The 25569-nt window shown below is 71.2% G+C and carries 24 protein-coding genes; 11 read left to right on the top strand and 13 right to left on the bottom strand.

Going from position 1 to position 25569, the window contains the following annotated elements; all coding sequences use genetic code 11:
- Positions 1–163 precede the first annotated feature (163 nt).
- Both ACO0E1_RS03075 and ACO0E1_RS03070 read right to left on the bottom strand, forming a co-directional pair.
- On the bottom strand, positions 164–2335 hold the full coding sequence (locus ACO0E1_RS03075) for a S9 family peptidase (protein WP_422872847.1): 2172 nt from the start codon (positions 2333–2335) through the stop codon (positions 164–166).
- A 10-nt stretch (positions 2336–2345) separates the two neighbouring features.
- Positions 2346–3560, bottom strand: coding sequence for a Fic family protein (locus ACO0E1_RS03070; protein WP_422872846.1), 1215 nt, complete (start codon positions 3558–3560; stop codon positions 2346–2348).
- A gap of 111 nt (positions 3561–3671) precedes the next feature.
- Between ACO0E1_RS03070 and ACO0E1_RS03065 the strand changes: the two genes are divergently transcribed.
- A complete protein-coding gene (locus ACO0E1_RS03065; RefSeq protein WP_422872845.1) occupies positions 3672–4871 on the top strand; it encodes an amidohydrolase in 1200 nt (399 codons plus the stop codon).
- 85 nt (positions 4872–4956) lie between these two features.
- On the opposite strand, the gene ACO0E1_RS03060 is transcribed toward ACO0E1_RS03065, so the two are convergent.
- Positions 4957–5847 carry an aminodeoxychorismate lyase gene (locus ACO0E1_RS03060; protein ID WP_422872844.1) on the bottom strand — a complete coding sequence of 297 codons (891 nt, stop codon included), beginning with the start codon at positions 5845–5847 and terminating at the stop codon, positions 4957–4959.
- A 19-nt stretch (positions 5848–5866) separates the two neighbouring features.
- Positions 5867–6217, bottom strand: coding sequence for a tryptophan synthase subunit alpha (locus ACO0E1_RS03055; RefSeq protein ID WP_422872843.1), 351 nt, complete (start codon positions 6215–6217; stop codon positions 5867–5869).
- A gap of 64 nt (positions 6218–6281) precedes the next feature.
- Between ACO0E1_RS03055 and ACO0E1_RS03050 the strand changes: the two genes are divergently transcribed.
- Positions 6282–6803, top strand: a complete 522-nt coding sequence (locus tag ACO0E1_RS03050) for an 8-oxo-dGTP diphosphatase (protein ID WP_422872842.1) — start codon at positions 6282–6284, stop codon at positions 6801–6803.
- On the opposite strand, the gene ACO0E1_RS03045 is transcribed toward ACO0E1_RS03050, so the two are convergent.
- The 3 genes from ACO0E1_RS03045 to ACO0E1_RS03035 all read right to left on the bottom strand — a co-directional run bounded on the left by ACO0E1_RS03045 (position 6800) and on the right by ACO0E1_RS03035 (position 11014).
- Positions 6800–7078 (bottom strand): hypothetical protein, encoded by a 279-nt coding sequence (locus ACO0E1_RS03045; RefSeq protein WP_422872841.1) that lies wholly within the window; start codon positions 7076–7078, stop codon positions 6800–6802. The genes ACO0E1_RS03050 and ACO0E1_RS03045 overlap by 4 nt on opposite strands.
- A gap of 19 nt (positions 7079–7097) precedes the next feature.
- Complete coding sequence (locus ACO0E1_RS03040; protein WP_422872840.1) at positions 7098–8576, bottom strand: ABC transporter permease; 1479 nt, start codon at positions 8574–8576, stop codon at positions 7098–7100.
- Positions 8577–9325: 749 nt separating this feature from the next.
- Positions 9326–11014 (bottom strand): cation:proton antiporter, encoded by a 1689-nt coding sequence (locus tag ACO0E1_RS03035; RefSeq protein ID WP_422872839.1) that lies wholly within the window; start codon positions 11012–11014, stop codon positions 9326–9328.
- A 116-nt stretch (positions 11015–11130) separates the two neighbouring features.
- Here ACO0E1_RS03035 and ACO0E1_RS03030 point away from each other — a divergent pair, with 116 nt between their 5' ends.
- From ACO0E1_RS03030 to ACO0E1_RS03020, 3 genes are all read left to right on the top strand, one after another.
- Positions 11131–12387 carry an inorganic phosphate transporter gene (locus ACO0E1_RS03030; RefSeq protein ID WP_422872838.1) on the top strand — a complete coding sequence of 419 codons (1257 nt, stop codon included), beginning with the start codon at positions 11131–11133 and terminating at the stop codon, positions 12385–12387.
- Positions 12387–12683: a hypothetical protein gene (locus tag ACO0E1_RS03025; RefSeq protein ID WP_281267413.1), complete on the top strand. Its 297-nt coding sequence runs from the start codon at positions 12387–12389 to the stop codon at positions 12681–12683. The genes ACO0E1_RS03030 and ACO0E1_RS03025 overlap by 1 nt, the downstream gene beginning before the upstream one ends.
- Before the next feature lie 103 nt (positions 12684–12786).
- Complete coding sequence (locus tag ACO0E1_RS03020) at positions 12787–14274, top strand: aspartate ammonia-lyase (RefSeq protein WP_422872837.1); 1488 nt, start codon at positions 12787–12789, stop codon at positions 14272–14274.
- 3 nt (positions 14275–14277) lie between these two features.
- Here ACO0E1_RS03020 and ACO0E1_RS03015 read toward each other — a convergent pair whose 3' ends face one another.
- A complete protein-coding gene (locus ACO0E1_RS03015; RefSeq protein WP_422872836.1) occupies positions 14278–15363 on the bottom strand; it encodes a YihY/virulence factor BrkB family protein in 1086 nt (361 codons plus the stop codon).
- A 132-nt stretch (positions 15364–15495) separates the two neighbouring features.
- Positions 15496–16815, bottom strand: coding sequence for an MFS transporter (locus ACO0E1_RS03010; protein ID WP_422872835.1), 1320 nt, complete (start codon positions 16813–16815; stop codon positions 15496–15498).
- A gap of 49 nt (positions 16816–16864) precedes the next feature.
- Here ACO0E1_RS03010 and ACO0E1_RS03005 point away from each other — a divergent pair, with 49 nt between their 5' ends.
- From ACO0E1_RS03005 to ACO0E1_RS02995, 3 genes are all read left to right on the top strand, one after another.
- Complete coding sequence (locus ACO0E1_RS03005) at positions 16865–17236, top strand: FKBP-type peptidyl-prolyl cis-trans isomerase (protein ID WP_281267417.1); 372 nt, start codon at positions 16865–16867, stop codon at positions 17234–17236.
- Positions 17236–18081 (top strand): aldo/keto reductase, encoded by an 846-nt coding sequence (locus ACO0E1_RS03000; protein ID WP_422872834.1) that lies wholly within the window; start codon positions 17236–17238, stop codon positions 18079–18081. Before ACO0E1_RS03005 ends, ACO0E1_RS03000 begins: the two co-directional genes overlap by 1 nt.
- Positions 18082–18181: 100 nt before the next feature.
- The gene (locus tag ACO0E1_RS02995; RefSeq protein WP_422872833.1) at positions 18182–20425 is read left to right on the top strand and encodes a HelD family protein; all 2244 of its coding nucleotides are present in this window, start codon (positions 18182–18184) and stop codon (positions 20423–20425) included.
- Positions 20426–20585: 160 nt separating this feature from the next.
- Here ACO0E1_RS02995 and ACO0E1_RS02990 read toward each other — a convergent pair whose 3' ends face one another.
- From ACO0E1_RS02990 to ACO0E1_RS02980, 3 genes are read right to left on the bottom strand one after another with little or no spacing between them, the layout of a single operon-like run.
- A complete protein-coding gene (locus tag ACO0E1_RS02990; RefSeq protein ID WP_281267420.1) occupies positions 20586–20858 on the bottom strand; it encodes a protealysin inhibitor emfourin in 273 nt (90 codons plus the stop codon).
- A 41-nt stretch (positions 20859–20899) separates the two neighbouring features.
- Positions 20900–21967, bottom strand: a complete 1068-nt coding sequence (locus ACO0E1_RS02985) for a M4 family metallopeptidase (protein WP_422872832.1) — start codon at positions 21965–21967, stop codon at positions 20900–20902.
- Positions 21968–22020: 53 nt separating this feature from the next.
- The gene (locus ACO0E1_RS02980) at positions 22021–23079 is read right to left on the bottom strand and encodes a glycoside hydrolase family 6 protein (RefSeq protein ID WP_422872831.1); all 1059 of its coding nucleotides are present in this window, start codon (positions 23077–23079) and stop codon (positions 22021–22023) included.
- Between the two features lie 191 nt (positions 23080–23270).
- On the opposite strand from ACO0E1_RS02980, the gene ACO0E1_RS02975 reads away from it, so the two are divergent.
- The 3 genes from ACO0E1_RS02975 (at position 23271) to ACO0E1_RS02965 (ending at position 25027) form a co-directional block, all read left to right on the top strand.
- The gene (locus ACO0E1_RS02975) at positions 23271–23717 is read left to right on the top strand and encodes a VanZ family protein (protein WP_422872830.1); all 447 of its coding nucleotides are present in this window, start codon (positions 23271–23273) and stop codon (positions 23715–23717) included.
- A gap of 102 nt (positions 23718–23819) precedes the next feature.
- A complete protein-coding gene (rpsO, locus tag ACO0E1_RS02970) occupies positions 23820–24089 on the top strand; it encodes a 30S ribosomal protein S15 (RefSeq protein ID WP_070416523.1) in 270 nt (89 codons plus the stop codon).
- Positions 24090–24343: 254 nt separating this feature from the next.
- Positions 24344–25027: a CE1759 family FMN reductase gene (locus tag ACO0E1_RS02965; protein ID WP_422872829.1), complete on the top strand. Its 684-nt coding sequence runs from the start codon at positions 24344–24346 to the stop codon at positions 25025–25027.
- Here ACO0E1_RS02965 and ACO0E1_RS02960 read toward each other — a convergent pair.
- On the bottom strand, positions 25024–25533 hold the full coding sequence (locus ACO0E1_RS02960; protein WP_422872828.1) for a GNAT family N-acetyltransferase: 510 nt from the start codon (positions 25531–25533) through the stop codon (positions 25024–25026). The two genes, ACO0E1_RS02965 and ACO0E1_RS02960, sit on opposite strands and share 4 nt — an antisense overlap.
- Between the last annotated feature and the right edge of the window lie 36 nt (positions 25534–25569).

Genomic DNA, 25569 nt, shown 5'->3' with positions numbered 1-25569 from the left:
GTTGTTCGCCGGCACAATCGAGTGCGCAGAAGTGATGCCCTGGGGTGCCCCGGTGTCACCGTTTCTGCTCACTCGATCCCTTGCCGCGCTGCGGCCGACCGGCGCCCGACCGACCAGCCGCACGCCCGACCGACCGTCGGCGCGGCGATCGGCCGGCCGGCCGTCAGGCGGACGCGACCGGTGCTGCCGTCGCTGCCGCGGGCGAGACCTCGGCGAGACCGAGCGTGTCGAGGAGCCATGCGAGCTCGAACGCGCGCTCCTTCCACGATGCGTACCGCCCGCTCACGCCACCGTGGCCCGCCGCCATCTCGGTCTTGAGGAGCACCGGAGCGCCGACCTCCCGCAGCCTGGCCGTCCACTTCGCCGGCTCGACGTAGAGCACGCGGGTGTCGTTGATCGACGTCACCGCGAGGATCGCCGGGTACTGCACGTCGTCGCGGACGTTCTCGTACGGGGTGTACTCGCTCATGTAGCGGTAGACCTCGGCGTCGTGCAGCGGGTCGCCCCACTCGTCCCACTCGATCACGGTGAGCGGCAGGTCGGGGTCGAGGATGCTGGTCAGGGCATCGACGAACGGCACCGCGGCGAGGATGCCGGCGAAGCGATCGGGGGCGATGTTCGCGACGGCGCCCATCAGGAGCCCGCCCGCGCTGCCACCCTCGGCGACGAGCTGCCCCGCCGTGGTGCGACCGGTCTCGATGAGGTGGTCGGCGACCGCGACGAAGTCCGTGAAGGTGTTCTTCTTCGTGAGGGTCTTGCCGTTCTCGTACCAGTGGCGTCCCATCTCGCCACCGCCGCGCACGTGCGCCACCGCGAACACGACGCCCCGGTCGAGCATCGACAGCCGCATCACACTGAACCCGGGGTCGATGGAGTGCTCGTACGAGCCGTACCCGTAGAGGTGCAGCGGGTTCGGCGTCCCCGCGTCGACGGCGTCACGACGCCACACGAGCGAGATCGGCACGCGCGTGCCGTCGGCGGCCGTCGCCCAGTCGCGCTCTTGCATGTAGTCGGCGGGGTCGTAGCCGCCGAGGACCGGCTGGCGCTTCAGCACCGTCACCTGCCCGGTCGCCAGGTCGAGGTCGCTCACCTCTGACGGGGTGACGAACGACATGAACCCGATGCGCAGCGTCGGCTGGTCCCACTCCGGGTTGCCGCCGAGCCCGGCGGAGAAGAGCGCCTCGTCGAAGGGGACCTCGTGCGCGTCGCCGAACCCGTCGCCCTCGATCGGGATGATCGCGACACGCGGCAGCGCTTCGGCGCGGTACTCGAGCGCGAGGTGCCCGGCGAAGGCGTCGACGGACTCGATGCGGCGTTCGGCGTGGTGTGCCACGACGACACGACGGTCGGTCTCGGAGGTGGGGTCGTCGGCGGGGACGTCCACGAGCTCAAAGTTCTCGGCGCCGTCGTTGTGCAGGACGAGGAGCCGGTCGCTGCCGCCGACGATGGCGTGCTCGATCTCGTACTCCACGCCGTCCCGACGCGGCCACACCACGTGGAAGTCGCCCGTCGGGTCGGCGGCGTCGAGGATCCAGGCTTCCGAGGTGATCTTCGACCCGAGCTCGATGACGATGTACTGCGAGGACCGGGTGACCCCGACACCCACCCAGTACCGGTCGTCCGGCTCTTCGAAGACCACGACGTCGTCCGTCGCGGCGGTGCCGACGGTGTGGCGCCAGATCCGGTCGGGACGCCAGGACTCGTCAACCGTGGGGTAGAAGACGTAGCGACCCGACGGGTCGAACGTCGCACCGGACCCGGTGTTCTCGACGACGTCGTCGAGGTCCTGACCGGTCGTCAGGTCGCGCACGTGCAGCGTGTAGCGCTCGTCGCCCTCGACGTCGACGCCGTACACCAGCCGGGAGCCGTCGTCGGAGATGTCGTACGAGCCGAGCGAGAAGAAGTCGTGGCCGTCCGCGAGGAGGTTGCCGTCGAGGACGACCTCTTCGCCGGGGAGGGCATCGGCGCCACCGTCGAGTGACGGCGGCGTCCAGTCGTCCTGATCGCTGATCGGCGCTCGGCAGTGCACGCCGTACTGGCTGCCCTCGCTCGTGCGGGTGAAGTACCACCATCCGCCCATGCGCACCGGCACCGAGAGGTCGGTCTCCTGCACTCGGCCCTTGACCTCGTCGAAGATCCGGTCGCGCAGCGGGGCCAGGTGGTCCGTCGCGGCAGCGGTGTACGCGTTCTCGGCTTCGAGGTACGCGACGGTGTCCGGGGACTCCTTGTCGCGCAGCCACTCGTAGTCGTCGACGAAGTCGATGCCGTGGTGCGACCGGGTGACCGGGCGCTTGTCGGCGGTGGGCGGGGTGGTCGCTCCGTGCTCGCTGCTCACCCGACCCAGCCTAGGCCGCAGCGGCGTCGAGACGCCTGCGCAGGCGGTCCCGGTCGACGGTCGATCGAACGCGCTCGGCGAACGCGTCGATCTCGTTCGCGACGTCCGTCACGAGCCAGGCCCGTCGTCGGCGACGGGACGTCACGGACCGGATGAGGCCGGCCCGGTCGAGATCGTCCGCCAGGTCGTCCGGCGACCTGCCCGAGTCCGGTGCGAGGGCGGCGAGGTCGTCCTCGGTCAGGACGGGGTCGTGGAAGAGCGCGCCGACGTCCCACGGCAGTCGCCGTGCCGCATCCGCAGCGTGCTCGTCGAGCACCAGTGCCGTCAGCGCCGCTTCGTCGCAGGCGGTCCCGATCGCGATCGCGAGGTCGGCGACGAAGTCGTGGACGGACCCGAACCGGTAGCGCACCAGGTGGTCGAAGTACCGGGAACGGTCGGCGACGAGCGCGGTCGCGATCGGCACGGTGGTGGTGCTGACACCCCGGCGTCGCAGGACCGCGCCGATCAGCGCCCGCCCGATGCGCCCGTTGCCGTCGGTGAACGGGTGGATCGACTCGAACTGGGCGTGGGCGATCGCGGCCTGGGCGACGGGGTGCAGATCGTCGCGCGCGAGGAACGACAGGAGGTCCGCCATCGCTTCCGGAACCAGGTCGGGTGGCGGCGGGACGTACGTCGCGAGCCGCGGGCTGCTGCCGCCGCCGATCCAGTTCTGGACGGTCCGGTACCGACCGGCATCGCGTCCGTCCAGCGGATCGTCCCGCATCAGGTCGAGGTGCGCGGCAAGGACGGAGTCCGCCGTGATCGTGCCGGACGCCGCGTCCGTGACCAGGCGGTCCAACGCCCGGGTCGCGGCCACCATCACCGTCGCGCTGTCGTTCGCACGGACCCCCACGACGGCGCGGGCGTAGTCGTCGAGGCCGGCGTGCTCGTCCTCGATGCGGGAGGACGCCACTGCCTCGGTCCGGGCGAGGACACCGCCGAGCGCGCCGATCCGCGTGCCGTGCTCGCGATCGAGTCGTCGGAGCGCGCCGACCGCCCGGTCCAGCAGTGCATCGTCGCCGGGCGCCGGACGGTACCGGGCGGTCGCGATGCGTGGTGGGATCCACGTCGTCACCGCGGTGCAGAGCCGATCGGCCCGCGGTCCGCGCACCCCGCTCCGCCACGGCCGCTCGGCTCGTTCGTGGCGCGGCCACCCGCTGATGCGTGTCGTCGTGTCCTGGTGCACAGTGGTCTCCGTCCGTCCCGTCGACCGTAGGCACGCTCGTCCCGCGAGCGCCAGCAATCGGTATGTCGTACTTCGCCGGTCGTGTCGGCGGCGACGGCTACCGTGGACTGCATGACCAACGCCTTCGCCATCACCGGTGCCCACGTCGTCCCCGTCACGGCGGACGAGTTCGACGGGGGAGCGGTCGTCGTCGAGGACGGGCGCATCACGGCACTCGGTCCCGACGTCACACCTCCGCCGGGGATGCCCGTCGTCGATGCTGCCGGTGCCTGGCTCGTCCCGGGGTTCGTCGAGGCGCACGGCCACGTCGGCATCCACGAAGAGGCGAACGGCCCGGCGGGCAACGACACGAACGAGCTGACCGGCCCGAACATGGCCGCCGTCCGCGCGATCGACGCCGTCGACATCGACGACGAGGGCTTCCGCGACGCCCTGTCCGGAGGCATCACCTCGATCGTCGTCAAGCCCGGCTCCGGCAACCCGATCGGCGGTCAGTCCGTCGCCATCAAGACCTGGGGTGGCCGGACCATCGACGAGCAGCTCATCTCCGACGCCGTGAGCGTGAAGAGCGCCCTCGGCGAGAACCCGAAGCGCGTGTACGGCGACAAGGGCCAGACCCCGTCCACCCGACTCGGGGTCGCCAAGGTCATCAGGGAGGCGTTCGTCGCGGCACAGGACTACCGCGCCGCCCGGGACGCCGCTGCCGCGAAGGACGAGCCCTTCACGCGCGACCTCACGAAGGAGACCCTCGTCCGGGTGCTCGACGGCGAGCTCGCCTGGGACCAGCACACCCACCGCCACGACGACATCGCGACCGCCGTCCGACTCGCCGAGGAGTTCGGGTACCGACTCGTCGTGAACCACGGCACCGAGGCGCACAAGATCGCCGACGTCCTCGCGGAGAAGGACATCCCGGTCATCTACGGCCCGCTCTTCACGAGCCGGTCGAAGGTCGAGCTCCGCGACCGCGGCATCCCGCACCTGGCGGCGCTCGCCGCGGCGGGTGTCCGCGTCGCGATCACGACCGACGCCCCCGTGGTGCCGATCAACATGCTCGTCACGCAGGCGACGATGGCCGTCCGGGACGGACTTCCGCGCCAGACGGCGCTGGAGGCACTGACCACGAACCCGGCGACGTTCCTCGGTTTCGGCGACCGCGTCGGGCGGCTCGAGCCCGGCTACGACGCCGACCTCGTGCTCTGGTCGGGCGATCCGCTCGATGCGACCAGCCGCGCGACGCGCGTCTGGATCGAGGGCCGCCAGGTCTTCGAGTGGGCGGACGGCGTCGGCGTCACCACACCGCGCTGGTAGCGCTCTGGACGGACGGGAGGCCCGGATCGCGACGTGCGCGCACGTCGCGATCCGAGCCTCCCGTCCGACCGCCGGCGGTGCGGCGTCAGGACTCGCGCGCCAGCAGGAAGTCGTTGATGCGGGTCGTGAGCTCGGCGTCCACGGGGACCTCGTCCCCGTTCACCAGCCGGATCGGCGCCGCCTGCCGGACGCTCGACACGAGCCAGAGCGCATCGGCCGCGCGCAGGTCGTCCATGGTGACGAGCTCGTAGGCGGTCTCGATCCCGGCCTGCTCGGCGAAGCGGAAGACATCCGCCTGCGTCGTGCCGGCGAGGATCCCGATGTCGGTGCGCGGTGTCACGAGCCGACCACCCACGGACATGATCAGGTTCGCGCGCGTGCCCTCGAGCACGTAGCCGTCCGTCGACACGAACAGCGCGTCGTCGGCCCCGCGGCGGGCGGCCTCGCGGAGCGCGGCCATGTTCACCGCGTAGGACAGCGTCTTCGCGCCCTGCAGCAGCCACGGCGAGGTCCGCTCCACGTCGTGCCGGTACCCGCGGTCGAGCGTGACGACCGAGATGCCCTCGGTCCGGTCGGCCGTCGAGTCCGGCGACGCGGCGGCGTACACCCACCCGGTCGGACGGCCGGAGCCCTCGACGCCGCGGGTGAGGACGGTCTTCGCGAACGCCTCGTGCACGGGGTCGAGCTCGGCGCAGACGGCCTCGATCGCGCGGCGCCATGCGTCGAGGTCCGGCAGCGGCAGGTCGAGCATGCGGGCGGACCGCTCGAAGCGGGCGAGGTGCGGCTCGAGGGCCTGCGGGCGACCGTCGACGACGGTGATCGTCTCGAAGACGCCGTCGCCACGGATGATGCCGAGGTCCTGCACCTGGATGTGTTCCTCGAGCGGAGCCGCGAACGTGAAGGCGTCGGCGGACGGATCGTGCGGCGCGGCGTCGCGGGAGGGCTGGTTGAGGACGGCGAGCACGGTGGCGGTCATGCAGCCATCCAACCCCACGTCAGCGCTGCTCCGGTAGGGCGCCCATCAGCTTCCAGACCGCCTCGGTCAGTTCGGGGTGCTGCAGCGCGATGCGACGCAGGCGGTGGTACTCCTCGCCGAGCTGGGTGCCCTGGCCGGACGCGGGGTGCATCGACCACTGTGCACTCCGCTGCCCGATCGCGGCGTCGAGCTCGAGCGCCTCCTCGCGGAGGATGAGCACGACCTGCTCGTCCACGGTGGGCAGCATCGGCATGAACTCCCACGGGTCGTCGCCCTGCCGGGAGCGGTGCTCGACGATCATCGAGATCTCTTCCGCCGCCTCGGCACGCAGCACTTCGAGGCTGCGCCCGAATCTCCGGTGCTCAGCCATGGTGCCCCCGCAGCACACCTGCCATGGAACGAGCGTACGCCAGATCATCGGCCACACTGGACACGTGACCGAGCGCGACGAGACGAAGAACCAGCACCCCCGCGTCGTCGTCGTGTACCTGCTCCGTGACGACGGTTCCGGGCGGTCGGTGCTGCTCGGTGAGAAGCGCCGCGGGCTCGGGAGCGGCCGCGTGGTCGGGCCCGGCGGCAAGCGCGAGCCGGGGGAGACGGCGGTCGAGACCGCCGTCCGCGAGGTCGCCGAGGAGGTCGGCCTGCGGCTCGACCCGGCCGATCTGGAGGCTCGTGGCACGTTGGACTACCGGTTCCCGTTCCGGCCGTCCTGGTCCCAGCTCTCCGACGTGTTCGTCTGTCGGGTCTGGTCCGGCACGCCGGTCGCGAGCGACGAGCTCGAACCGCGGTGGATCCCGCTCGAGGACGTTCCCTACGACGCGATGTGGGACGACGCGAAGTACTGGCTCCCCGAGGTGCTGCGTGGAGGCACCGTCGCAGCGCGGTTCACGTTCGCCGAGGACAACGCCACGGTCGCCGGGTTCACCGGGGTCGGCGTCGACGCGCCGAACGCCTAGCGCTGCGTGCGGGTGCTGCCGGTCCGGGCTTCCTCGGCGGCGGCCATCACGTCGGCGTCACCGCTGCGGCCACCGAGCGGCCGCACGAAGAAGTCGATGATCCCGAACACGATCGCCCCGACCATCGAGAACATCGCCCAGCCGACGAAGAGCCCAGCGGTGTTCCGGCCGTCAGCGGGCGCGAGGATGACGCTCGCTGCGTAGAACACCACGGTCAGCGCCAGGAAGACGACGACGAGCGTGATGAGGGAACGGTGCCAGGCGTTACGGGTCATGATCCGCCCAGGATACCGCTCAGCGCGCGGCGTGCCGGCTGTGCTGCCGCTCGCCCGCGTCGTCCCGGACCTGCTGCCGCACGACGGGGATGCTCCTGGTCGTCGCGGGCTCGTTCTCGAGACCGTCGCGCCCGCCGGTGAAGACGTCCCCTCCGGCTCGTTCGTCTTCCCACACGTCCTCGTCGCGGAGCGCGGTGAGGGTGCCGGTCTCGGTCGAGGCGAGGCCGTGGCGCTCGAGTTCGGCGTCACGCTGCTTGCCGAGGAACTCGCGGTTGGCGGTCTGGGCGTCCATGAACATCGTCGTGCGCCCGGTGACGATGGCACGGATCCGACGGTGCTCCCACCACTTCTTCCCGAAGTACATGAGCACGAGGCCAGCCGCGGCGTAGCAGGCCATCGTGATGAGGCCGCGGGCGGGACCCGGGCCGACCCCGTAGATCTGGTGCTTGATCATGTCGACCATGCTCGAGCCGACGACGACGTTGTTGAGCCAGGCGAAGGGCTCCGGCATGAACCACTTCGGGTACGCGCCACCGGAGGAGGGCATCGACAGGAAGACGAAGCAGATCATCGCCGGTGCCGCGATGAACCGGCCGACGAAGTAGCTGAGCCCGTTCACCGCGAGGCCGATCGCCACGATCCATCCCCACGCGATGAGCACGAGCTCGATCCAGTGGCCGTGGATCGCGCCGACGACCGGGCCGGCGAGGGTGTTCGTGATCAGGGAGATGACCAGGCCACCGATGACGATGACGCCCATCCGCGTGCGGTGGCGCAGCGGGCCGCCCATGATGCCGATGAACATCGCGACCATGTAGCCGCCGATGCACCACGCGAGCATGACGTACATCGAGACGGTGCCGTACTCGTCGTACGCGGGGAGCGCGGCGAGCTCGGTGATCTTCGGCGTCGCCACACCGATCGCGGTGAGTACGGCCGAGAGCGTCCCCGGCACCAGGCTCGCGACCTGGAACTGGTGGGCGCTCGCCTTGAAGAACTCGTTCGTCGAAGGGTCGTACGCCACGGCCATCGACCCGGCGATCACGTCCCGCTTGGCGGCGACGAGGGAGTCGTACGTGTGGAAGGCGTACTCGCCCGGGAGTGCCTTCTGCACCGCGGCGACGAAGCCGGGGTCGCTGCCGACGAGGGCGATCGGCACGTCGTGCGGGTGCGGCGCGTGGAACGCGAAGACGTAGCAGAGGCAGAAGCCGACGATGAAGAACAGCGGCATCCAGAGCTGCAGGCCGATGAGCTGGAGCGACGGGTGCAGCGTGCCGTACCAGCGGCGGTAGGCGCTGATCTTCTGCGGTGCCGGGACCGGGGCCTGACGACGCTGCTTCGGACGCGAGGAGCCGGCGACCTTCGAACCCCGACGCGGCTTCGTGCCTCGGGCGGAGGGGCGGGTGGTCCGCTGCTTCGGAACGGGCTTGGGCTGCGCCCCGCCGGAACGGTCCGGGGTGTCGGTGTTCTTCGGGACGTCGTTCCGCGGCGTGCTCACTCGGCTCTGTGCTCCTGGTTCTCGTGTCGGGTCGAACCAGGATACGCCGCACGGCTGACCGCGGCCCGGGCAGGATTCCTTCCGTCCGGGGTGGGTCGAGTGCGCGGACGTGGCGGCCTGGGCGCGCCTGGAGCGCCGTTGCTGCGCACTCGGTGCCGCCGGTGGGGCGGCGGACGGGAGGCTCGTGGCGGGGCCGCGCCGTGCCTCCAGTCCGAGGCGAAGCGAGTGCGCGGACGTGGCGGCTTGGGCGCGTGTGGAGCGCCGTTGCTGCGCACTCGGTGCTGCCGTCGGGCCAGCGGCCGCCGGCCGCCGGCCGCCGGCCGCCGGCCGCCGGCCGCCGGCCGCCGGCCGCTGGGCGCCGGCATGCGGCTGGCGGGATGGTGGGGTGGCGGGCGGGAGGCCGTGGCGGGGCCGCGCCGTGCCTCCAGTCCGGGGTGGGTCGAGTGCGCGGATATGGCGGTTCGTGGCGGGGCCGCGTCGTGCCTCCAGTCCGGGGTGGGTCGAGTGCGCGGACGTGGCGGCTTGGGCGCGTGTGGATCGCCGTTGCTGCGCACTCGATCGGCCGGGCGCCGGACGCCGGGCGTCGGCCGCCGGCATGCGGCTGGCGGGTTGACGGACGGGAGGCTGGTGGCGGCGTCGCGTCGTGCCTCCGGTCCGGGGTGGGTCGAGTGCGCGGACGTGGCGGCCTGGGCACGCCTGGAGCGCCGTTGCTGCGCACTCGGTGCGGCCGGCCGCCGCTGCCTGGCCGCCTAGGACCGGCTGCGGGACGCCTGGGCCGAGTCCATCGCGAGCTCCTCCGCGTCGAGCGTCACGAGCACCCGGCGCATCACCTCTTCGTCGAGGTTGCCGCGCTCGCGTTCCTCGAGCACGATCTCGCGACGCCGGTCGAGCAGCTCGCGGCGGATGTCCTGGATCTGCGCGCCGCTGAGCCGCACGGGGGCGTTCCGTTCCTCGGACTCCTCTTCCTCGGCGTCGCGACGGAAGGTCTCCGCCTGCCGCTCGAGACGGGCCTTGAGTCGGGAGACCACTGCCTCGACGGCATCGGCGCCGAACTGCGCGGACCACTCGGGCTTCCGGTCGTCGAGGAGCTGGATCGCCGCCTCGGTCGTGCGCTGGTTAAGGCGCATCTCGCTGCGGATGTCCTCCTCGCCCTCCGCCGGGTCCTGCACCTTGAGGCGACGGATCACGAACGGCAGCGACAGCCCCTGCAACAGGAGGGTGCCGACCGTGACGAAGAACGCGATCACGAAAATGGTGTCCTGGGCCTTGATCGCGACCGGGCTCGCCACCACCGAGACGGCTGCGGCGAGCGTCACCACGCCCCGCATGCCGGTCCACGAGATGACGGTGAGCTCCCGCCAGTTCAGCTTCGGTTCGGCCGAGCCGCGGATCCATCGCAGTGACGGATGCCCGCGCGACAGCCGGATCCGAAGAGGCCGCAGCCACCGGCCGTTGAAGCGGTTCCGGACGTAGGACTCGAAGACGAAGAGCGGTCTGACGACGATCACGACGGCGAGGACCACGGCGGCCGCGGTGATCGTCTGCCCGAGACTCCGCTCGCTCTTGATGAGGTCCTGCACGACCGTGTTGAGCTGCAGCCCGATGAGCGCGAACACGAAGCCCTCGAGGATGACGTCGATGCTCGTCCACAGCGGACGCTCCTGCAGGCGGGTGGCGTACCCCTCCTTCGGCGAGTTGTAGCCGATGTAGAGACCGGCGGTGACGACCGCGATGACGCCGGACCCGGAGAGGTCCTCGGCCAGGATGTAGGCGACGAACGGCAGCAGGATGCTCATGATCGTCTCGACCACCGGGTCGTTGATGCGCTGCCGGATCCAGTGCACGAGCACGCCGAGGACCCCACCGACGGCGAGTCCCACGCCGATGGCGAGCCCGAAGATGCCGAGGTCCTGCCAGATCGTGAGCGACGTCCCCGCGGCGATGAGGGTGAACACCCGCACCAGGGTGAGCGACGCCGCGTCGTTGATGAGGCTCTCGCCGGACAGCACCGTCATCACGCGACGGGGGAGTCCGAGCTTCCGGCCGATCGCCGCCGCGGACACCGCGTCCGGCGGCGCCACGATCGCCCCGAGCAGGATGGCCGCCGGCCAGTCCATGTCCGGGATGATGATGTACGCCGCCAGGCCGACGGCCAGCGCCGTGACGATGACCAGGAAGATGCCGAGACGACGGATCTGCTTGATCGACGACCGGAAGCTCTGCCACGAGACGTCGAGCGCCGCCGAGTAGAGCAGCGGCGGCAGGATGAGCGTGAGGATGACCTCGGAGTCGATCTCGATCGGGGGCAGCCCTGGGAGGAACGACGCCGCGAGCGCCACCGCGGTGACGAGCAGAGGAGCGGGGAGCCCCTTCGCCCGTGCGAAGCCGGTCACCGCGAGCGATCCGACCAGCAGGATGAGGAGCTCGACGGTGTCCATGGACCCATTCTCCCATCGGAATGCTTCCGAACCTGAACGAGTCTGCAGTCGACATGAACGGCGGGTTACCGATCGGGGTTTGCTCGGAACGCCCGGGACTGGGACACTTGCCCGCGGTGGACATCACACTCATAGTCGTCCTGGTCATCGCGTTGGCCCTCTTCTTCGACTTCACAAACGGTTTTCACGACACCGCCAACGCGATGGCGACACCGATCGCCACCGGGGCCATGAAGCCCAAGGTGGCGGTCACGGTCGCTGCGGTGCTCAACCTCGTCGGTGCGTTCCTGAGCACCGCCGTCGCCACGTCGATCTCGCACGGCCTCATCAACGAGGGTCCCGGCGGCGTCGCGATCTCGCCGGAGATGATCTTCGCCGGGCTCATCGGCGCGGTGGTCTGGAACATGATCACGTGGCTGCGCGGCCTGCCGTCGTCGTCCTCGCACGCGCTGTTCGGCGGGCTCATCGGCGCTGCGATCGTCGGCGCCGGGTTCCAGTCGGTCAACTACCTCGCGCTGATGACCGTCGTCATCATCCCCGCGTTCCTGTCGCCGGTGATCGCCGCGCTGGTCTCGTACCTGTCGACGCGCATCGCCTACCGGATCACCCGGCGCCCGGTCTTCCCGAACGAGCGCGGCGGCTTCCGGATCGGGCAGATCTTCACCTCGTCGATGGTGTCGCTCGCGCACGGGACGAACGACGCGCAGAAGACCATGGGTGTCATCACGCTCACGCTCATCGCGTCCGGCGCGCAGTCGTCGGACAGCGGCGTGCAGCTCTGGGTGGTCGTCGCCTGCGCCCTCGCGATCGCCCTCGGCACCTACACCGGCGGCTGGCGGATCATCCGCACGCTCGGCTCCGGCATCACGGAGATCCGGGCGACGCAGGGCTTCGCCGCAGAGGCCTCGACCGCTGCGACGATCCTCGCCTCCAGCCACCTCGGCTTCGCGCTGTCGACGACGCAGGTGTCCTCCGGCTCGATCATCGGTGCCGGGCTCGGCCGTCGCGGCTCGAAGATCCAGTGGTCCACCGCCGGCAAGATCGTGATCGCCTGGTTCATCACGCTGCCCGCGTCGGCAGCGGTCGGCGCGGTCGCGTCCGGGATCGCCCGGTTCGGCGTCGTCGGGCTCGTCATCGACGCGCTGGTCGGTGCCGCGGTCATCCTCGGCCTGTACCTGTGGTCGCTCCGGAAGCCGCACGGTTCCGCTGCCGCGATCGAGGTCGACGTCGCCGCCAACGCCGTCTTCACCCGCAAGGAGCTCCGCGACCTGCAGCGCAAGAAGCGCGCGGAGACCGTGGCGGCTCGTCGCGAGGAACTGAGCCGTGAGCGCACGCTCCGCCGCATGGCCGCACGCAAGGGGGGTCGCCGCTGATGGGCATCGACTGGTTTGCATTCCTGACCGTGGCGCTCGTCGCCGTCGTGTCCTCCTGCTTCGTCGTCGCCGTGTACTCGGTCGGCCTCCGCTTCTGGAGCGCCGCTGACACCCGCGAGGGCAAGTTCACCGTGAAGGACGACGGGACGATCGGTCCCGCGACCGCCGGGTTCCCGAACCCGCAGGGCGCCACCGCCGCCGTGCGAGGGTTGCGCGCAGCGGCCATCGCCTGCTTCGTCGTCTGCGGAGCCGTGGTGCTCTACGGCATCTACCTGATCGTCCCGCAGTTCCACTGACGGACGGGAGGCTCGTGGCGGGGCCGCCACGAGCCTCCCGTCCGTCTCCTGGTCGCCGCGCGCCCCACCGGACCGGCTGGACGGGACGGACTACCCTCGTGACGTGATCCACGACGAGGAGGCGCACGTGAGCGTTGGTACCCGCACCGAGAACGATTCCCTGGGCTCGAGGGAGGTGCCGGCCGATGCGTACTGGGGTGTCAACACGCTGCGGGCGCTGGAGAACTTCCCGATCACGAGCGTGCCCATCGCGGTGTACCCGGACCTCATCGAGGCGCTCGCGACGGTGAAGCAGGCTGCGGCCCGTGCGAACAAGGCGATCGGCGTGCTCGACGACGAGCGTGCTGACGCGATCGACCGTGCCGCCCAGGAGGTCCGCGACGGAGCCCTCCGCGACCAGTTCGTCGTCGACGTCGTGCAGGGCGGTGCCGGCACGTCGACGAACATGAACACGAACGAGGTGCTCGCGAACCGGGCGCTCGAACTCCTCGGGCGCGAGAAGGGCGACTACGCCTACCTCCACCCGATCGACCACGTGAACCGCAGCCAGTCGACGAACGACACCTACCCGACGAGCGTGAAGATCGCGATGATCTTCGGCGTGCGGCGGCTCGTCGAGCAGCTCGAGCAGCTCTCCGAGGCCTTCGCCGAACGCGGAGCGGCCTTCGCGGACGTGCTCAAGGTCGGACGGACGCAGCTGCAGGACGCGGTGCCGATGACCCTCGGCCAGGAGTTCACCGGCTTCTCGCACACCATCCAGGAGGACGTCCTCCTGCTCCGCCGGGTCACGCCGTTGCTCGCGGAGATGAACCTCGGCGCGACCGCGATCGGCACCGGGATCACCGCCGACCCGCTGTACCGCGACGAGGTGCGTCGTCAGCTGCAGGACGCGAGCGGCATCGACGTGGTGACCGCTCCCGACCTCATCGAGGCGACGAGCGACGCCGGCGCGTTCATGACCCTCTCCGGCACGGTGAAGCGGAGCGCGATCAAGCTCTCGAAGATCTGCAACGACCTGCGGCTGCTGGCGTCGGGACCCCAGGCCGGGTTCGGGGAGATCACGCTGCCGGCTCGACAGGCGGGTTCGTCGATCATGCCCGGCAAGGTGAACCCCGTGATCCCCGAGGTCGTCAACCAGATCGCGTTCGCGGTCGCCGGAGCGGACGCCACGGTCACGATGGCGGCGGAGGGCGGGCAGCTCCAGCTCAACGCCTTCGAGCCGATCATCGCGCACTCGATCATGCAGTCGCTGCAGTGGATGACCCGCGGGTGCGCGACGCTCCGCGAGCACTGCGTCACGGGCATCGAGGCGAACGAGGCGAAGCTCGCGGCCCAGGTGGACACGAACGTCGGCGTCGTCACGGCCCTCACGCCGTACATCGGCTACGCGGCGGCGGCGTCGATCGCACACACCGCACTGACCACCTCGACGCCGATCTCCACCCTCGTCGTCGCGGCGGGCCTCATGGAGCCGGACCAGGTGCAGCGTGTGCTCAGTCCGGCGCGGCTGTCCGGCATCGAGCTCGCCACCGGTGCGATCCCGGTCATCACCGAGGAGATGTTGGACGCAGAAGCCGCCCGCAAGCAGTAGCGACTAGGGCGTGGGCATCGGCGGCTCGCCGACCCTGACCTGGTCGGAGACCGTGCGGAGGCGCTCCTGCTCCTCGTCGTGGGGTTCGGCCTGGGGGAGGCGTGCCGCCGCGGTCCTGACCTCGTGCGCCGCAGCGATGTCGGCGTCCCGCCACCGTGCGAGCGTGAAGTTGCGCGTGACGTCACGGAGCGGGAGCCGGATGGCCTCGTCGGCCTCGATCCCGGCGAGGAGCTGCCGCATCCGGATCACCTCGGAGTCGAGTTCGCCGCCGACGACGAGCACGAAGTTCGAGATGTACAGGTAGACGAGCAGCAGGATCGCGCCGCCGAGCCAGCCGTACGCCCGGTTGCCGCCGCCGACGGTCTCCACGTAGAGGGAGAACCCGAACGTGGCGATCGCCCACGCCACGATGGCGAACGCGGCGCCGGCGGACACCCACCGGAGCTGCGGCGTCTTCACGTTCGGGGTCGCGTAGTAGAGCACCGCGACCATCACGACGAGGTCCACCGCCAGGACCGGCCACTTCACGACGTTCCAGAGGTCGTCGATCCACGTCGCCCAGCCCAGCTGGTGGACGATCGCGGCCGAGATGGTCGGGGTCCCGAGCAGGATGACGATGGCGATCGCGCCGCCGACCATGACGAGCAGCGTGACGAGGAGCATCATGCTGCGGAACTTCCAGATCCGGCGGCCCTCCTCGACCTCGTACGCGGTGTTCATGGCGCGGCCGAACGCGGTCGCGTACCCGGACAGCGACCACAGCGTCAGCACGACGCCGGTCGAGAACCCGAGCCACGGGTTGTCGAGCGTCAGGAGCTGGCGCAGTGGCTCTTCGAGGTGCTCGGCGGTCTCCGGCCGCACGATGAAGCCGATGATCTCGATGATGTCGGAGAGGCTGTCGCCGGTGCGGTCCACGATCGCGAGTGCCGAGACGACCGTGAGGGTCGCCGGGAAGACGGTGAGCAGCGCGAAGAACGTCAGGGAGGCCGCTGCGTCGACGACACGGTGCCGGATCACCGAGTGGTAGGTGCGGCGCACGACGGCGCGGACCCCGGTCCGCTGGAGTTCGCGCGCAGTCGGGTCCGGCATGTGCACGAATCTACCCGGCCACGCGCCCTGGTCCGGTGCTCCGCCGGACGGGAGGCTCGTGGCGGGGCCGCCACGAGCCTCCCGTCCGCCTGCTGGTCGCGTCGGGTCCGGTCCGGTCCGGGCGACCGGACCTCAGTTGGCGTGGGGGTGCAGGGCGTCGTAGCGGCGGAACGAGGGGACGAGGCGCAGGAGCAGCGCGACGAGACCGATGATCGCGACGCCGCCGAGGATCGGCGGGACGGCGATGCCGGCGGCGACGACCAGGCCGGCGTACAGGTCGCCGAGCCGCGGGCCGCCGGTGACGACGACGATGAAGATGCCCTGCAGCCGGCCGCGCATGCCGTCGGGCGACGCTGCCTGCAGGATCGTGTTCCGGAACACCGAGCTGACGTTGTCCGCGCCTCCGGCCAGGGCGAGGAAGAGCGCGGCGAACCCGAGCGCCGGCAGGATCCCGGTGCTGAACGAGTCGCCGGCGCGGCCTCCGAGCGCGTGCGCGAGGGCGACGACCACGCCGAACGCGGCGATCGCGGCGCCGTAGGCCGTGATCGCCCACCCGACGGCCTCGCCCTGGCGGCGGACGTGGCCGAGCGGGCCGGAGAACACGCTCGAGAGCAACGCACCGACGGCGTAGGCGGCGGTGAGCGTCCCGACCGTGACGGCGCCGCCGCCGATCACGAGGGCGCCGATCGCGGGGAAGAGCACGCGGGGCTGCCCGAAGGTCATCGCGACGACGTCCAGGACGAACGTCATGGTGATGTTGCGGGACTTCCGGAGGAACCTGGCACCCTCGACGAGCGAGCCGAGCCCGGGCTTCAGGGCGCCGTGGTCGGCGGCCATCCTCGGCAGCGTGAACACCCCGGCGAACGCGAACGTGAACAACACGACGTCGATCGTGTAGGTCGGCGCGAACCCGACCGACGCGATGAGGACCCCGGCGATCGCGGGGCCCACCGTGACCTGGAAGCCCGACGCGATGCCGCCGAGGGCGCTCGCCGCCGGGAGCAGGTCGGTTCCGACGAGCCTCGGCACGATCGCGGAGCGGGAGGCGTTGCTGACGGTCGCCGCGACGGCGTTCACGGTGGCGAGGACGTAGAGCAGCGCGACGCTGTGCAGGCCGAGCCACGCGTGCGTCGCGATGAGCGCGACCGCGGCCCAGGCCACGATGCTCGACACCAGTGCCACGGTGCGCCGATCGAACGCGTCGGCGAGCATCCCGCCGTAGAGACCGGCGACGATCATCGGCAGGAGCGCGATCACGCCGACGAGCGCGACGGCGAAGGTCGAGTGCGTGATGTCGTACACCTCGAGCCCGACGGCGACGGTCGTCATCTGCGTGCCGATGCCGGCGATCGCGGTGCCCGCCCAGAGTCGGGCGAACGCGGGGGAGCGGCGGAGCGGGGTGAGGTCGGCGAAGACGCGGCGGCGCGGCGGTGCTGGAGTGGGTTGTGTCACGGTGGAACCATTCTGGGGGCTGTCCGTCGTCTCTGGTTGACTGGATCGCATGACTGACCTGAACAGCAAGCCCGAGTTCGACGCCCCCGAGGGCCCGGCCCCCACCGACCTCGTCATCACCGACATCGTCGAGGGCACCGGGGACGAAGCGTCCGCCGGCTCGACCGTGAAGGTGCACTACGCCGGCGTCGAGTACGAGTCCGGCGAGGAGTTCGACAGCTCGTGGAACCGTGGCGAGCCGATCGACTTCCCGCTCGCGGCGCTCGTCCGTGGCTGGCAGGAGGGCATCCCCGGCATGAAGGTCGGCGGGCGTCGCAAGCTCGTCGTCCCGCCGGAGCTCGCCTACGGCCCGGCCGGCGGCGGACACTTCCTGTCCGGCAAGACCCTGATCTTCGTGATCGACCTGCTCGGGGTGCGCTGATGGCGGGGACCGTCCCGCTCGCCCCGACGGTCGAGCTCAACGACGGGCACCAGATGCCCGTGCTGGGCCTCGGCACGTACTCGCTGGACGGCGACGAGGGCGCTGCCGCGATCGGCACCGGCATCGCGAGCGGGTACCGCCTGCTCGACACCGCGCTCAACTACGGCAACGAGGACGCCGTCGGTCGTGCGGTGCGCGAGTCGGACGTCCCGCGCGACGAGCTCTTCGTCACGTCGAAGCTCCCCGGGCGTCACCACGGCTGGGGCGAAGCGCACAAGTCGATCGACGAGACCCTGGGGAACCTCGGCCTCGACTACGTCGACCTCTACCTGATCCACTGGCCGAACCCGTCGGTGGACAAGTTCGTGGACACGTGGAAGGCGTTCGTCGACCTCCGCGACAGCGGCAAGGTCCGCTCGATCGGCGTCTCGAACTTCACGCCGGCGCACCTGGCACGCATCATCGACGCGACCGGTGTCGCCCCCGCGGTGAACCAGGTCGAGCTGCACCCGTACTTCCCCCAGGCGGACCTCCGGGCGGTGCACGCGGACCTCGGGATCGTCACCGAGAGCTGGAGCCCGCTCGCCAAGCGGTCCGAGCTCCTCACCGAGGAACCGATCACCGCCGCGGCTGCCGCACACGGGGTCACCCCCGGGCAGGTCGTGCTGCGCTGGCACACCCAGCTCGGTGCGATCCCGGTGCCGAAGTCCGGCGACGCCGACCGGCAGCGCGAGAACCTCGACGTGTTCGGGTTCACGCTCTCCGACGACGAGGTCTCGGCGATCTCCGGTCTCGAGCGCGGCCGGCTCTGGGACGGCGACCCGGACACCCACGAAGAGATGTAGCGCGCCCGCCATCCGGGACGAGCCGAACAGCGCGACGGAGCGGCTCGGCCCATCGGGACAGGGGGACTACACTGGATACCCCTGTCCCGAAGGGTGGCGTGTGTCCGAACCGACCGAGATCGACCGTGAGAGTACGTACGTCGACGGGCTCTTCGCCCGACTCGACGAACTGACCGCCGAGGCCGAACAGCGCCTCACCGAGACCCGTCGTCAGGCGGTCGGTGGGAACCACCAGAGCCGCAGCGAGCGCGACGCGTTCGCCAAGCTCTACGAGGACACCATCGCCACGCTCGAGCGCGTCGGGGACCGGCTCGTCTTCGGTCGGCTCGAGGTCGCCGATCCTCCCGCGGGCGAGGACGCGTTCCGGTACATCGGCCGCGTCGGGCTCCGCGATCGGGACCACCGCCCGCTCCTGCTCGACTGGCGCGTCCCCGGTGCGAGCGCCTTCTACCAGGCCACCGCCGCGCACCCGATGGGCATGCGTGCCCGTCGGCACCTCTCGCTCGAGGGCCGATCGGTCGTCGGCGTCGAGGACGAGGTGTTCGACGCCACGCTCTACGACGACGAGCGCACGCACCTGCAGGGCGAGGGTGCCCTGCTCGCCGCCGTCACCGCCGAGCGCACCGGCCGGATGACCGACATCGTCGCGACCATCCAGGGCGAGCAGGACCGCATCATCCGCTCCCCGCTCGAGGGGGTCCTCATCGTGCAGGGCGGCCCCGGCACGGGCAAGACCGCCGTGGCACTGCACCGCGCCGCGTACCTGCTGTACTCCTACCGCGAGCGGCTCCGGGGCTCCGGTGTGCTCGTCGTCGGACCGTCCCCGGCGTTCCTGACCTACATCGAGCAGGTGCTGCCGTCCCTCGGCGAGACCGGCGTCGTGATGGCCTCGCTCGGGTCGCTCTACCCCGGTGTGCACGCGACGACGCACGACCGCCGGGAGACCGCCGCGGTCAAGGGCTCGGCCGAGATCGCCGACCTGCTCCGCCGCGCGGTCCGCTCGCGGCAGGTCGTACCCACGGAGTCGGTGACCCTCGACGTCGAGGGTGAACGGCTCGTCGTCCCGCCGCAGCTCGTCGCGGACGCGATGCGCCGGGCCCAGGACCGTGGGAAGCCCCACAACGTCGCCAGGGTCACGTTCAACAAGATCGCCCTCGACGCCATGACGAAGCTCCTGGCCGACCAACTCCGCGACCGCGGCACGACCGTCGACGACGCGGACATCAAGGTCCTGCGCGAGGACATCCGCTCGTCGTACGACGCCCGCGTGCTGCTGAACACCGCGTGGCTGCCGCTGCCGGCGGAGAAGCTGCTCGAGGACCTCTACGCCCGACCGAACTGGCTCGCGTCCCTCACCCCGAACTGGACTCCGGAGCGTCGTGCCCTGCTGGCGCGGGAGCGTGGGGCGACGTTCACGGTCGAGGACGTCCCGCTCCTCGACGAGGCCGCCGAACTCCTCGGCACGTTCGACCCGACGGGCGGTGCCGCGAAGCGCCAGGCGAAGGCGAGTCGCAACCGGGACATCGAGAACGCCCGGCAGGCCATCGAGAACATGGGCGTCGAGGGCATCGTCACGGCCGAGCAGGTCGCCGGAGCCTTCGCCGAGGGCGGCGACCCGCGGAGCACCGCGGAGCGCGCGGCCGAGGACCGGGAGTGGACGTACGGCCACATCGTCGTCGACGAGGCGCAGGAGCTCTCGCCGATGCAGTGGCGCGTGCTCGCCCGCCGCAACCCGTTGCGCTCGTTCACGATCGTCGGCGACATGGCGCAGGGGTCCTCGCCCGGAGCCGCCCGCACCTGGGACGACGTCGTCGGCGCGCTCGCTCGACGCCGTCGCGGTCGTGCCCCGCAGGTCCCGCTCGACCACCGCGTCGAGGAACTCACGGTCAACTACCGCACGCCGCGGTCCATCGTCGAGGCAGCGGGAGCGTTCGCCGCGTCCGCCGGGCTCACGGTCACCGCGAACCAGGCGGTTCGCGACGGCGATCCCGTCGTGCGGCTCCGAGCATCCCGCGCCGAGGTCCTCGACACCATCGGCACGACGGTGGCGTCCGAGCGCGAGCACATCGGCTCGGGGACGATGGGCGTGATCGTGCCGGACGCCCAGGTCGACGCCGTGCGGCAGCGTCTCGCGCAGTCCGACCTCGACGTCCGGAGCCTCGGGTCACCGCGTCCGGGATCGGTCACGGTCCTCACCGGCGCCGACGCCAAGGGGCTGGAGTTCGACGGCGTGCTGCTCGTGGACCCGGACGGCGTCGGGGACGACGCGGCCCGCGCGGCCGCAGCGGTCTACGTCGCGATGACCCGTCCGACGCGTCGTCTGACGGTCATCGACGTCGGCTGACCCGTCCACGGTCGGGCGCCGGCGCGTGGTCGTTCGCAGATCGCGCCCCGTTACGAACATCGCGCCCCGTCACGGCGGGGCGCGATGTTCGTAACGGGGCGCGGACGGGCTGAAGGGTGCGGGGCGGCGGACGCCGGACGGGAGGCCCTGGCCGGGTGCGTCAGGTCGGGTCGCCCTCGGCACGCACCCGGTCCACGAGCGCGGCCCACTGGCCGTCGAGCTGGCTGCCCGGCATCCGCACGGTGGTCCTGGCGACGGTGATCGTCCACTCGAAGTCGTCCGGTACCCGTCCCCGGCGTCGGACCGGCGGCTCGCGGGGGAGGGCGTCGACGAGGTCGTACCAGCCGTCCGGGTCGTCGCAGGACTCCGTGTCCACGCGCCACCCACGCGTGAGGCCGGCGACCCCACCACTCCGGCGGACGACGATGTGCATGTCCCGAAAATACCCCCGCGCGGCGCGGTCCGGCCGGGCGATCAGGCGAGCACGCCGACCGTGCGCCATGCCTCGGCGAGGGCGGACGACTCGCGGGAGCCTGCCCCGAACCGGGCGTCGGCCGCGGACACCGTGACCCGGGCGAAGCCGGCGAAGTCGATCGAGGCCGTCACCTCCGCCGAGGTGAGCGCGTCCCACCACACCGCGCCGGCGCCTTCCCACGCACGACCACCGATCGCCGTCGCCGCGAGGTAGAACGCGTGGTTCGGGATGCCCGAGTTCGTGTGGACGCCGCCCGAGTCGTCCTCGGTGTCGACGTACCCGGCCATGGTCGCCGGCTGCGGGTCCTTGCCGAGCACAGGATCGTCGTACGCGGTGCCCGGTGCCTTCATGGACCGGAGCGCCACCCCGTGCACGGCCGGCGTGAAGAGGCCCTCCCCGATGAGCCAGCTCGCCTGGTCCGCGGTCTGTCCAGCGGCGTACTGCGCGACGAGGGAGCCGAACACGTCGCTCACCGACTCGTTGAGTGCCCCGGACTGCCCCTGGTAGGTCAGGTCGGCCGTGTACTGGGTGACCCCGTGTGCGAGCTCGTGCCCGATGACGTCGAGGGCGATCGTGAAGCGCTCGAAGACCTCGCCGTCCCCGTCGCCGAACACCATCTGCGTGCCGTCCCAGTAGGCGTTGTCGTAGTCGGTGCCGTAGTGCACGCTCGCGTCGAGGGGGAGCCCGGCACCGTCGATCGACACGCGCCCGAACACGTCGAGCCAGAACGCGTGGGTCGCACCGAGGCCCGCGTACGCCTCGTCCACGGCCGGGTCACCGGCGTCCGGGGCTCCTTCGCTGCGGACGAGGGTGCCGGGGAGCGCGGTCGATCCGTGCGCGTCGAAGATGCTCCGCTGCGGCGAACGGTCGGGAGCCGCGGCGGCGTGCCGGATGCCGAGTCGTGCTTCGCGCTTGGGCGCCTCGACGACGGCGAGCGAGGCCAAGGCCGTGCGCGCGGCAGGGGTCGCGCGGGGGAAGGCGTCCGACGGTGCGTCCGCGATGGCGCGCAGCAGGTACGGCGGGACGACGGATCGGCGGCCGTCGGATCGGGGCTGGGCGGAGGTCATGGTGACCATGGAACCCCCGACGGCCGACAATCGGAGCCGAGCCGGGCCTCCCGTCAGTCGCCCTTGCGGTTCTCGACCAGGGCGAGCGCGTACGACTCCCACCACTGGCCGGCTGCCGGGCCACCGTTGCAGGTGCCGTCGCTCAGCCCCGGCGTCTTCACCCAGAGCAGCGCGTCCAGCCGGCTCGACCCGGCGGTCACGTGCGGGTCCTGCCCGAGCCCTGCGCCCTTCGGGTTGCACCAGTCGCCACGCCAGCCCTGACCGTTCCGGGAGACGTCGATGACGAAGTGCGGATCACCACCGACGGCATCGGCGAGTCGGTCGGCGTACGCGCGCTCCTGGTCGACGCGGTAGAAGTTCGACACGTTCGTGAAGAACCCCTGCGTCTCGTCGATCCCGGCCTCGCGGAGCCACTTCGCCATCGACGCCGTCGGCACGCGGTTCTCGTTGCCGCCGTCGAGGTAGACCGTCAGCCCGTGGCCGGTGAGTGCGTCCACCGCCTTCCTGAGCAGGGGGAGGCGGGAGTCCTGCAGCCGCTTGCACACCTGGATCTGCGCGATCGCGTCGGGTTCGACCAGCACGACGGCCTTCGACCCGGCCATCGCCCGCACCGCGGAGCGCACCCACGGGACGTACTCGGCCGCGGTCGTGCCGCCCTTCGAGTAGTGCCCGCAGTCCCGGTCGGGCACGTTGTAGAGGACGAACACCGGCGTCCTGTCCTGCTTCCTGGCGTTCGCGACGACGTCGCGGATGGTCGCACGGGTCCGGGTGACCGAGGGGTTCGTCAACCACGTCGCGATCGGCTGGTCCGCGATGACGGCGATGCGGTCGGCGGTGTCCTGCTCGCCGTCCTGCCGTGCGGCCGACTCCCGCATGCCGGGCTGGTTCTCGTTCGCGGGCTGCCGTGCGAGACCACCGGGGAAGGCCCGGGCGGCGCTCTTCCGTTCGACGATGTGCCGGCCGTCCGGGCCGTTCGGCCGGTTCGGCAGCCAGAGCGCGACGGCCGCGACGACGGCGATCACCACGACCGCGGCACCGCCGATCCAGAGCCACTGCCGGGCAGCGCTCGGCACTCGGGCCCTGTGCGGGCGGTTCGTCTCGTGGTCCGGCATCGGCGGTCCTCCCTGGTCTGACCGTTGTCCGTCGGGCGCTGCTCCCCGGTGGTCCTGATCCGCCGGTGTGCCCATGCTTCCACCCCGAGGGCCCGCCTGACCACCACGGGCAGGCGTTCCCTCAGCATCGGCAGGGGTCTCGCCCAGGAGCGCTCCAGGTCTCGCGCAGCGGGGTGACCCACACTGTCCGGATGCTCCGGAAACTCCTCCTGCTCGCCCTGACGGCGGCCTACGCCTGCGTGATCTGGCGGATGACGTTGACCCCGCACGTGTTCTCGGATGCGCAGCAGTCGTTCGTCTCGCACGCGATCGTCTGGGCGCAGCAGCTCCCGGGTGGCGCGTGGCTCACCTACGACCGGACGGAGTTCCTCGCGAACATCGCCATGTTCGTGCCGGTCGGGATGATCGCCGCGATGTGGTTGCCGCGCCGTTGGTGGTTCGTCGCCGCGGTGCTGGCGGTCGGGCTGTCCGCCGGGATCGAGATCGCGCAGGGCGCACTGCTGCCGTACCGCGTGGCCGACCCGCACGACGTGCTGTCGAACGGCATGGGCGGGCTGCTCGGCGCGACGCTCGTCGGGCTCGCGCGCAGCCTGATGCCGGCCCCGCGTCGTCGTGGACTCCGGGCCAGGACCGCGTAGCCCGTCTGGTAGTCTTGTGCGGTTGCCGTCGAACGGCCGCGGACAAAGAGCGCTCACGCATTCGGTGTGGGCACCGCGCAACGGACAGGAAGGGGATCACCTATGGCACTTGACGCGAAGGTCAAGCAGGAGATCATCGAAGAGTACGCGACCCACCCGGGCGACACCGGATCCCCCGAGGTCCAGGTCGCCGTTCTGACGCGTCGTATCAACGACCTGAACGAGCACCTCAAGGAGCACAAGCACGACCACCACTCGCGTCGTGGTCTGCTGCTCATGGTCGGTCAGCGTCGCCGGCTCCTCGGTTACCTCTCCGACGTCGACATCGCCCGCTACCGTGCGCTCATCGAGCGCCTCGGCCTGCGCCGATAAGGTCAGCGTCGCTAGTCGTCGACCGACATACGCTTGACCGAACGCCCCGGTCCTCCTCGAGAGGCCCGGGGCGTTCTCCGTGCGCCCGAGGCGCCCAGCATCGAGGGAACAGAAATCGTCGGGTGCGCGCCGAGTATCCGACGATTTCTGTTCCCTCGATTCCTCCCGGAAGGGGGCGCGAGGCGGGAATGGGAGCGTGGCGGGTTCGGTTGGGTACGATGTTCATGCAAACGCATTGAAGATCGGGAGTCACCATGACCACCATCGCCGTCGTCTCCGCCGGGCTCTCCGAGCCGTCGTCGACCCGCCTGCTCGCCGACCGCCTGGCCGCGTCCGCCGTCGCCGCCATCGAGCAGGACCGGACGGGCGTGGCCCGCTCGACGACGACGCGAAGCGTCGTGCGGGGCACGCCGACCGAGCTTGCGAGGGAGGAGACCCGCGTCGTGCACGTCGACCTGCGTCCGCTGGCCCACGAGATCACCGACGCGATGCTCACAGGCTTCCAGGCCCCCGCCCTGGCAGCGGCGACCGCCGCGGTCGTCGAGGCCGACGCGCTCGTCTTCGTCTCGCCGATCTTCACCGCGGGCATGAGCGGCCTCGCGAAGTCCTTCCTCGACGTCATGGACAAGGACGCCCTCGCCGACATGCCCGTCCTGCTCGGGGCGACCGGCGGCACGGCACGGCACTCCCTGGCACTGGAGCACGCGATGCGCCCGGTGTTCGCGTACCTCCGCGCGGCCGTCGTGCCGACCGGGGTGTTCGCCGCGACCGACGACTGGGGCACCCAGGGTGACCAGGCAGCCCTGGACGGTCGCATCCGCCGGGCCGGAACCGACCTCGCCTGGGCGATCGGGGCCTCCCGTCGGTCACCGCAGGAGGCGGACGCCCTGCCGGAGGTGCCGGACTTCGCGAGCCTGCTCGGCGGGCTCGGTCACTAGAGCGGGCGGACGAACAGCCGGAACCGGACGGGACGACCCTCCGCGTCGGTGTCGGTCGTGCTCGCGAACTCGCGGACGAAGGTGAAGCCGGCGCGCTCGGCGACCTTCGCGGACGCGGTGTTGCGGACGTCGGCGCGGATCGCGGCACGGGTCCCGACACCTCCGGAACGGATGCGCTCGCAGATCTGCTCGACGGCGATCGCCGTCACGCCACGGCCGCGCATCCACGGGGCGATGCCGTAGGCGATGTTGACGTCGCCCGGGTCGAGGCCGTCGTGCACGTCGGGGTCGTAGTCGATGGTGCCGACGCAGTCACCGTCGACGAGGATCGCGTACGCGCGTTTCCCAGCGCCGGCTGCTGCCTCGCGGGCGAGCCGGTCCACGTACGCCTCGGTGCCGACGACCGTGCTGCGGCCGCCGCTCAGCCAGCGGATCGTCTCGTCGTCCTCTGCCGCGACGATCGCGGCGGCGTGCTCGTGCCGGAGCGGCTCGACGGTGACGTCCACTCGTCCACCGTACCGGGCTCTTAGGTCGACCACAGG

Origin of the sequence: Curtobacterium guangdongense (genome assembly GCF_049341845.1) — a bacterium.
Classification (GTDB): Bacteria; Actinomycetota; Actinomycetes; order Actinomycetales; family Microbacteriaceae; genus Curtobacterium; species Curtobacterium guangdongense.
The sequence above is the reverse complement of the archived record's forward strand: the minus strand, read 5'-3'. Positions and strand labels throughout refer to the sequence as shown.

Coding starts and splice junctions, on each gene's coding strand:
- ACO0E1_RS03015 (WP_422872836.1), bottom strand. CDS start 15,363: ATGCCGGACCCGACTGCGCGCGAACTCCAGCGGACCGGGGTCCGCGCC.
- ACO0E1_RS03045 (WP_422872841.1), bottom strand. CDS start 7,078: ATGACCCGTAACGCCTGGCACCGTTCCCTCATCACGCTCGTCGTCGTC.
- ACO0E1_RS02985 (WP_422872832.1), bottom strand. CDS start 21,967: ATGACCTCCGCCCAGCCCCGATCCGACGGCCGCCGATCCGTCGTCCCG.
- ACO0E1_RS02965 (WP_422872829.1), top strand. CDS start 24,344: ATGACCACCATCGCCGTCGTCTCCGCCGGGCTCTCCGAGCCGTCGTCG.
- ACO0E1_RS03025 (WP_281267413.1), top strand. CDS start 12,387: ATGGGCATCGACTGGTTTGCATTCCTGACCGTGGCGCTCGTCGCCGTC.
- ACO0E1_RS03035 (WP_422872839.1), bottom strand. CDS start 11,014: ATGGACACCGTCGAGCTCCTCATCCTGCTGGTCGGATCGCTCGCGGTG.
- rpsO (WP_070416523.1), top strand. CDS start 23,820: ATGGCACTTGACGCGAAGGTCAAGCAGGAGATCATCGAAGAGTACGCG.
- ACO0E1_RS03005 (WP_281267417.1), top strand. CDS start 16,865: ATGACTGACCTGAACAGCAAGCCCGAGTTCGACGCCCCCGAGGGCCCG.
- ACO0E1_RS03060 (WP_422872844.1), bottom strand. CDS start 5,847: ATGACCGCCACCGTGCTCGCCGTCCTCAACCAGCCCTCCCGCGACGCC.
- ACO0E1_RS03000 (WP_422872834.1), top strand. CDS start 17,236: ATGGCGGGGACCGTCCCGCTCGCCCCGACGGTCGAGCTCAACGACGGG.
- ACO0E1_RS02975 (WP_422872830.1), top strand. CDS start 23,271: ATGCTCCGGAAACTCCTCCTGCTCGCCCTGACGGCGGCCTACGCCTGC.
- ACO0E1_RS03055 (WP_422872843.1), bottom strand. CDS start 6,217: ATGGCTGAGCACCGGAGATTCGGGCGCAGCCTCGAAGTGCTGCGTGCC.
- ACO0E1_RS02980 (WP_422872831.1), bottom strand. CDS start 23,079: ATGCCGGACCACGAGACGAACCGCCCGCACAGGGCCCGAGTGCCGAGC.
- ACO0E1_RS02990 (WP_281267420.1), bottom strand. CDS start 20,858: ATGCACATCGTCGTCCGCCGGAGTGGTGGGGTCGCCGGCCTCACGCGT.
- ACO0E1_RS03065 (WP_422872845.1), top strand. CDS start 3,672: ATGACCAACGCCTTCGCCATCACCGGTGCCCACGTCGTCCCCGTCACG.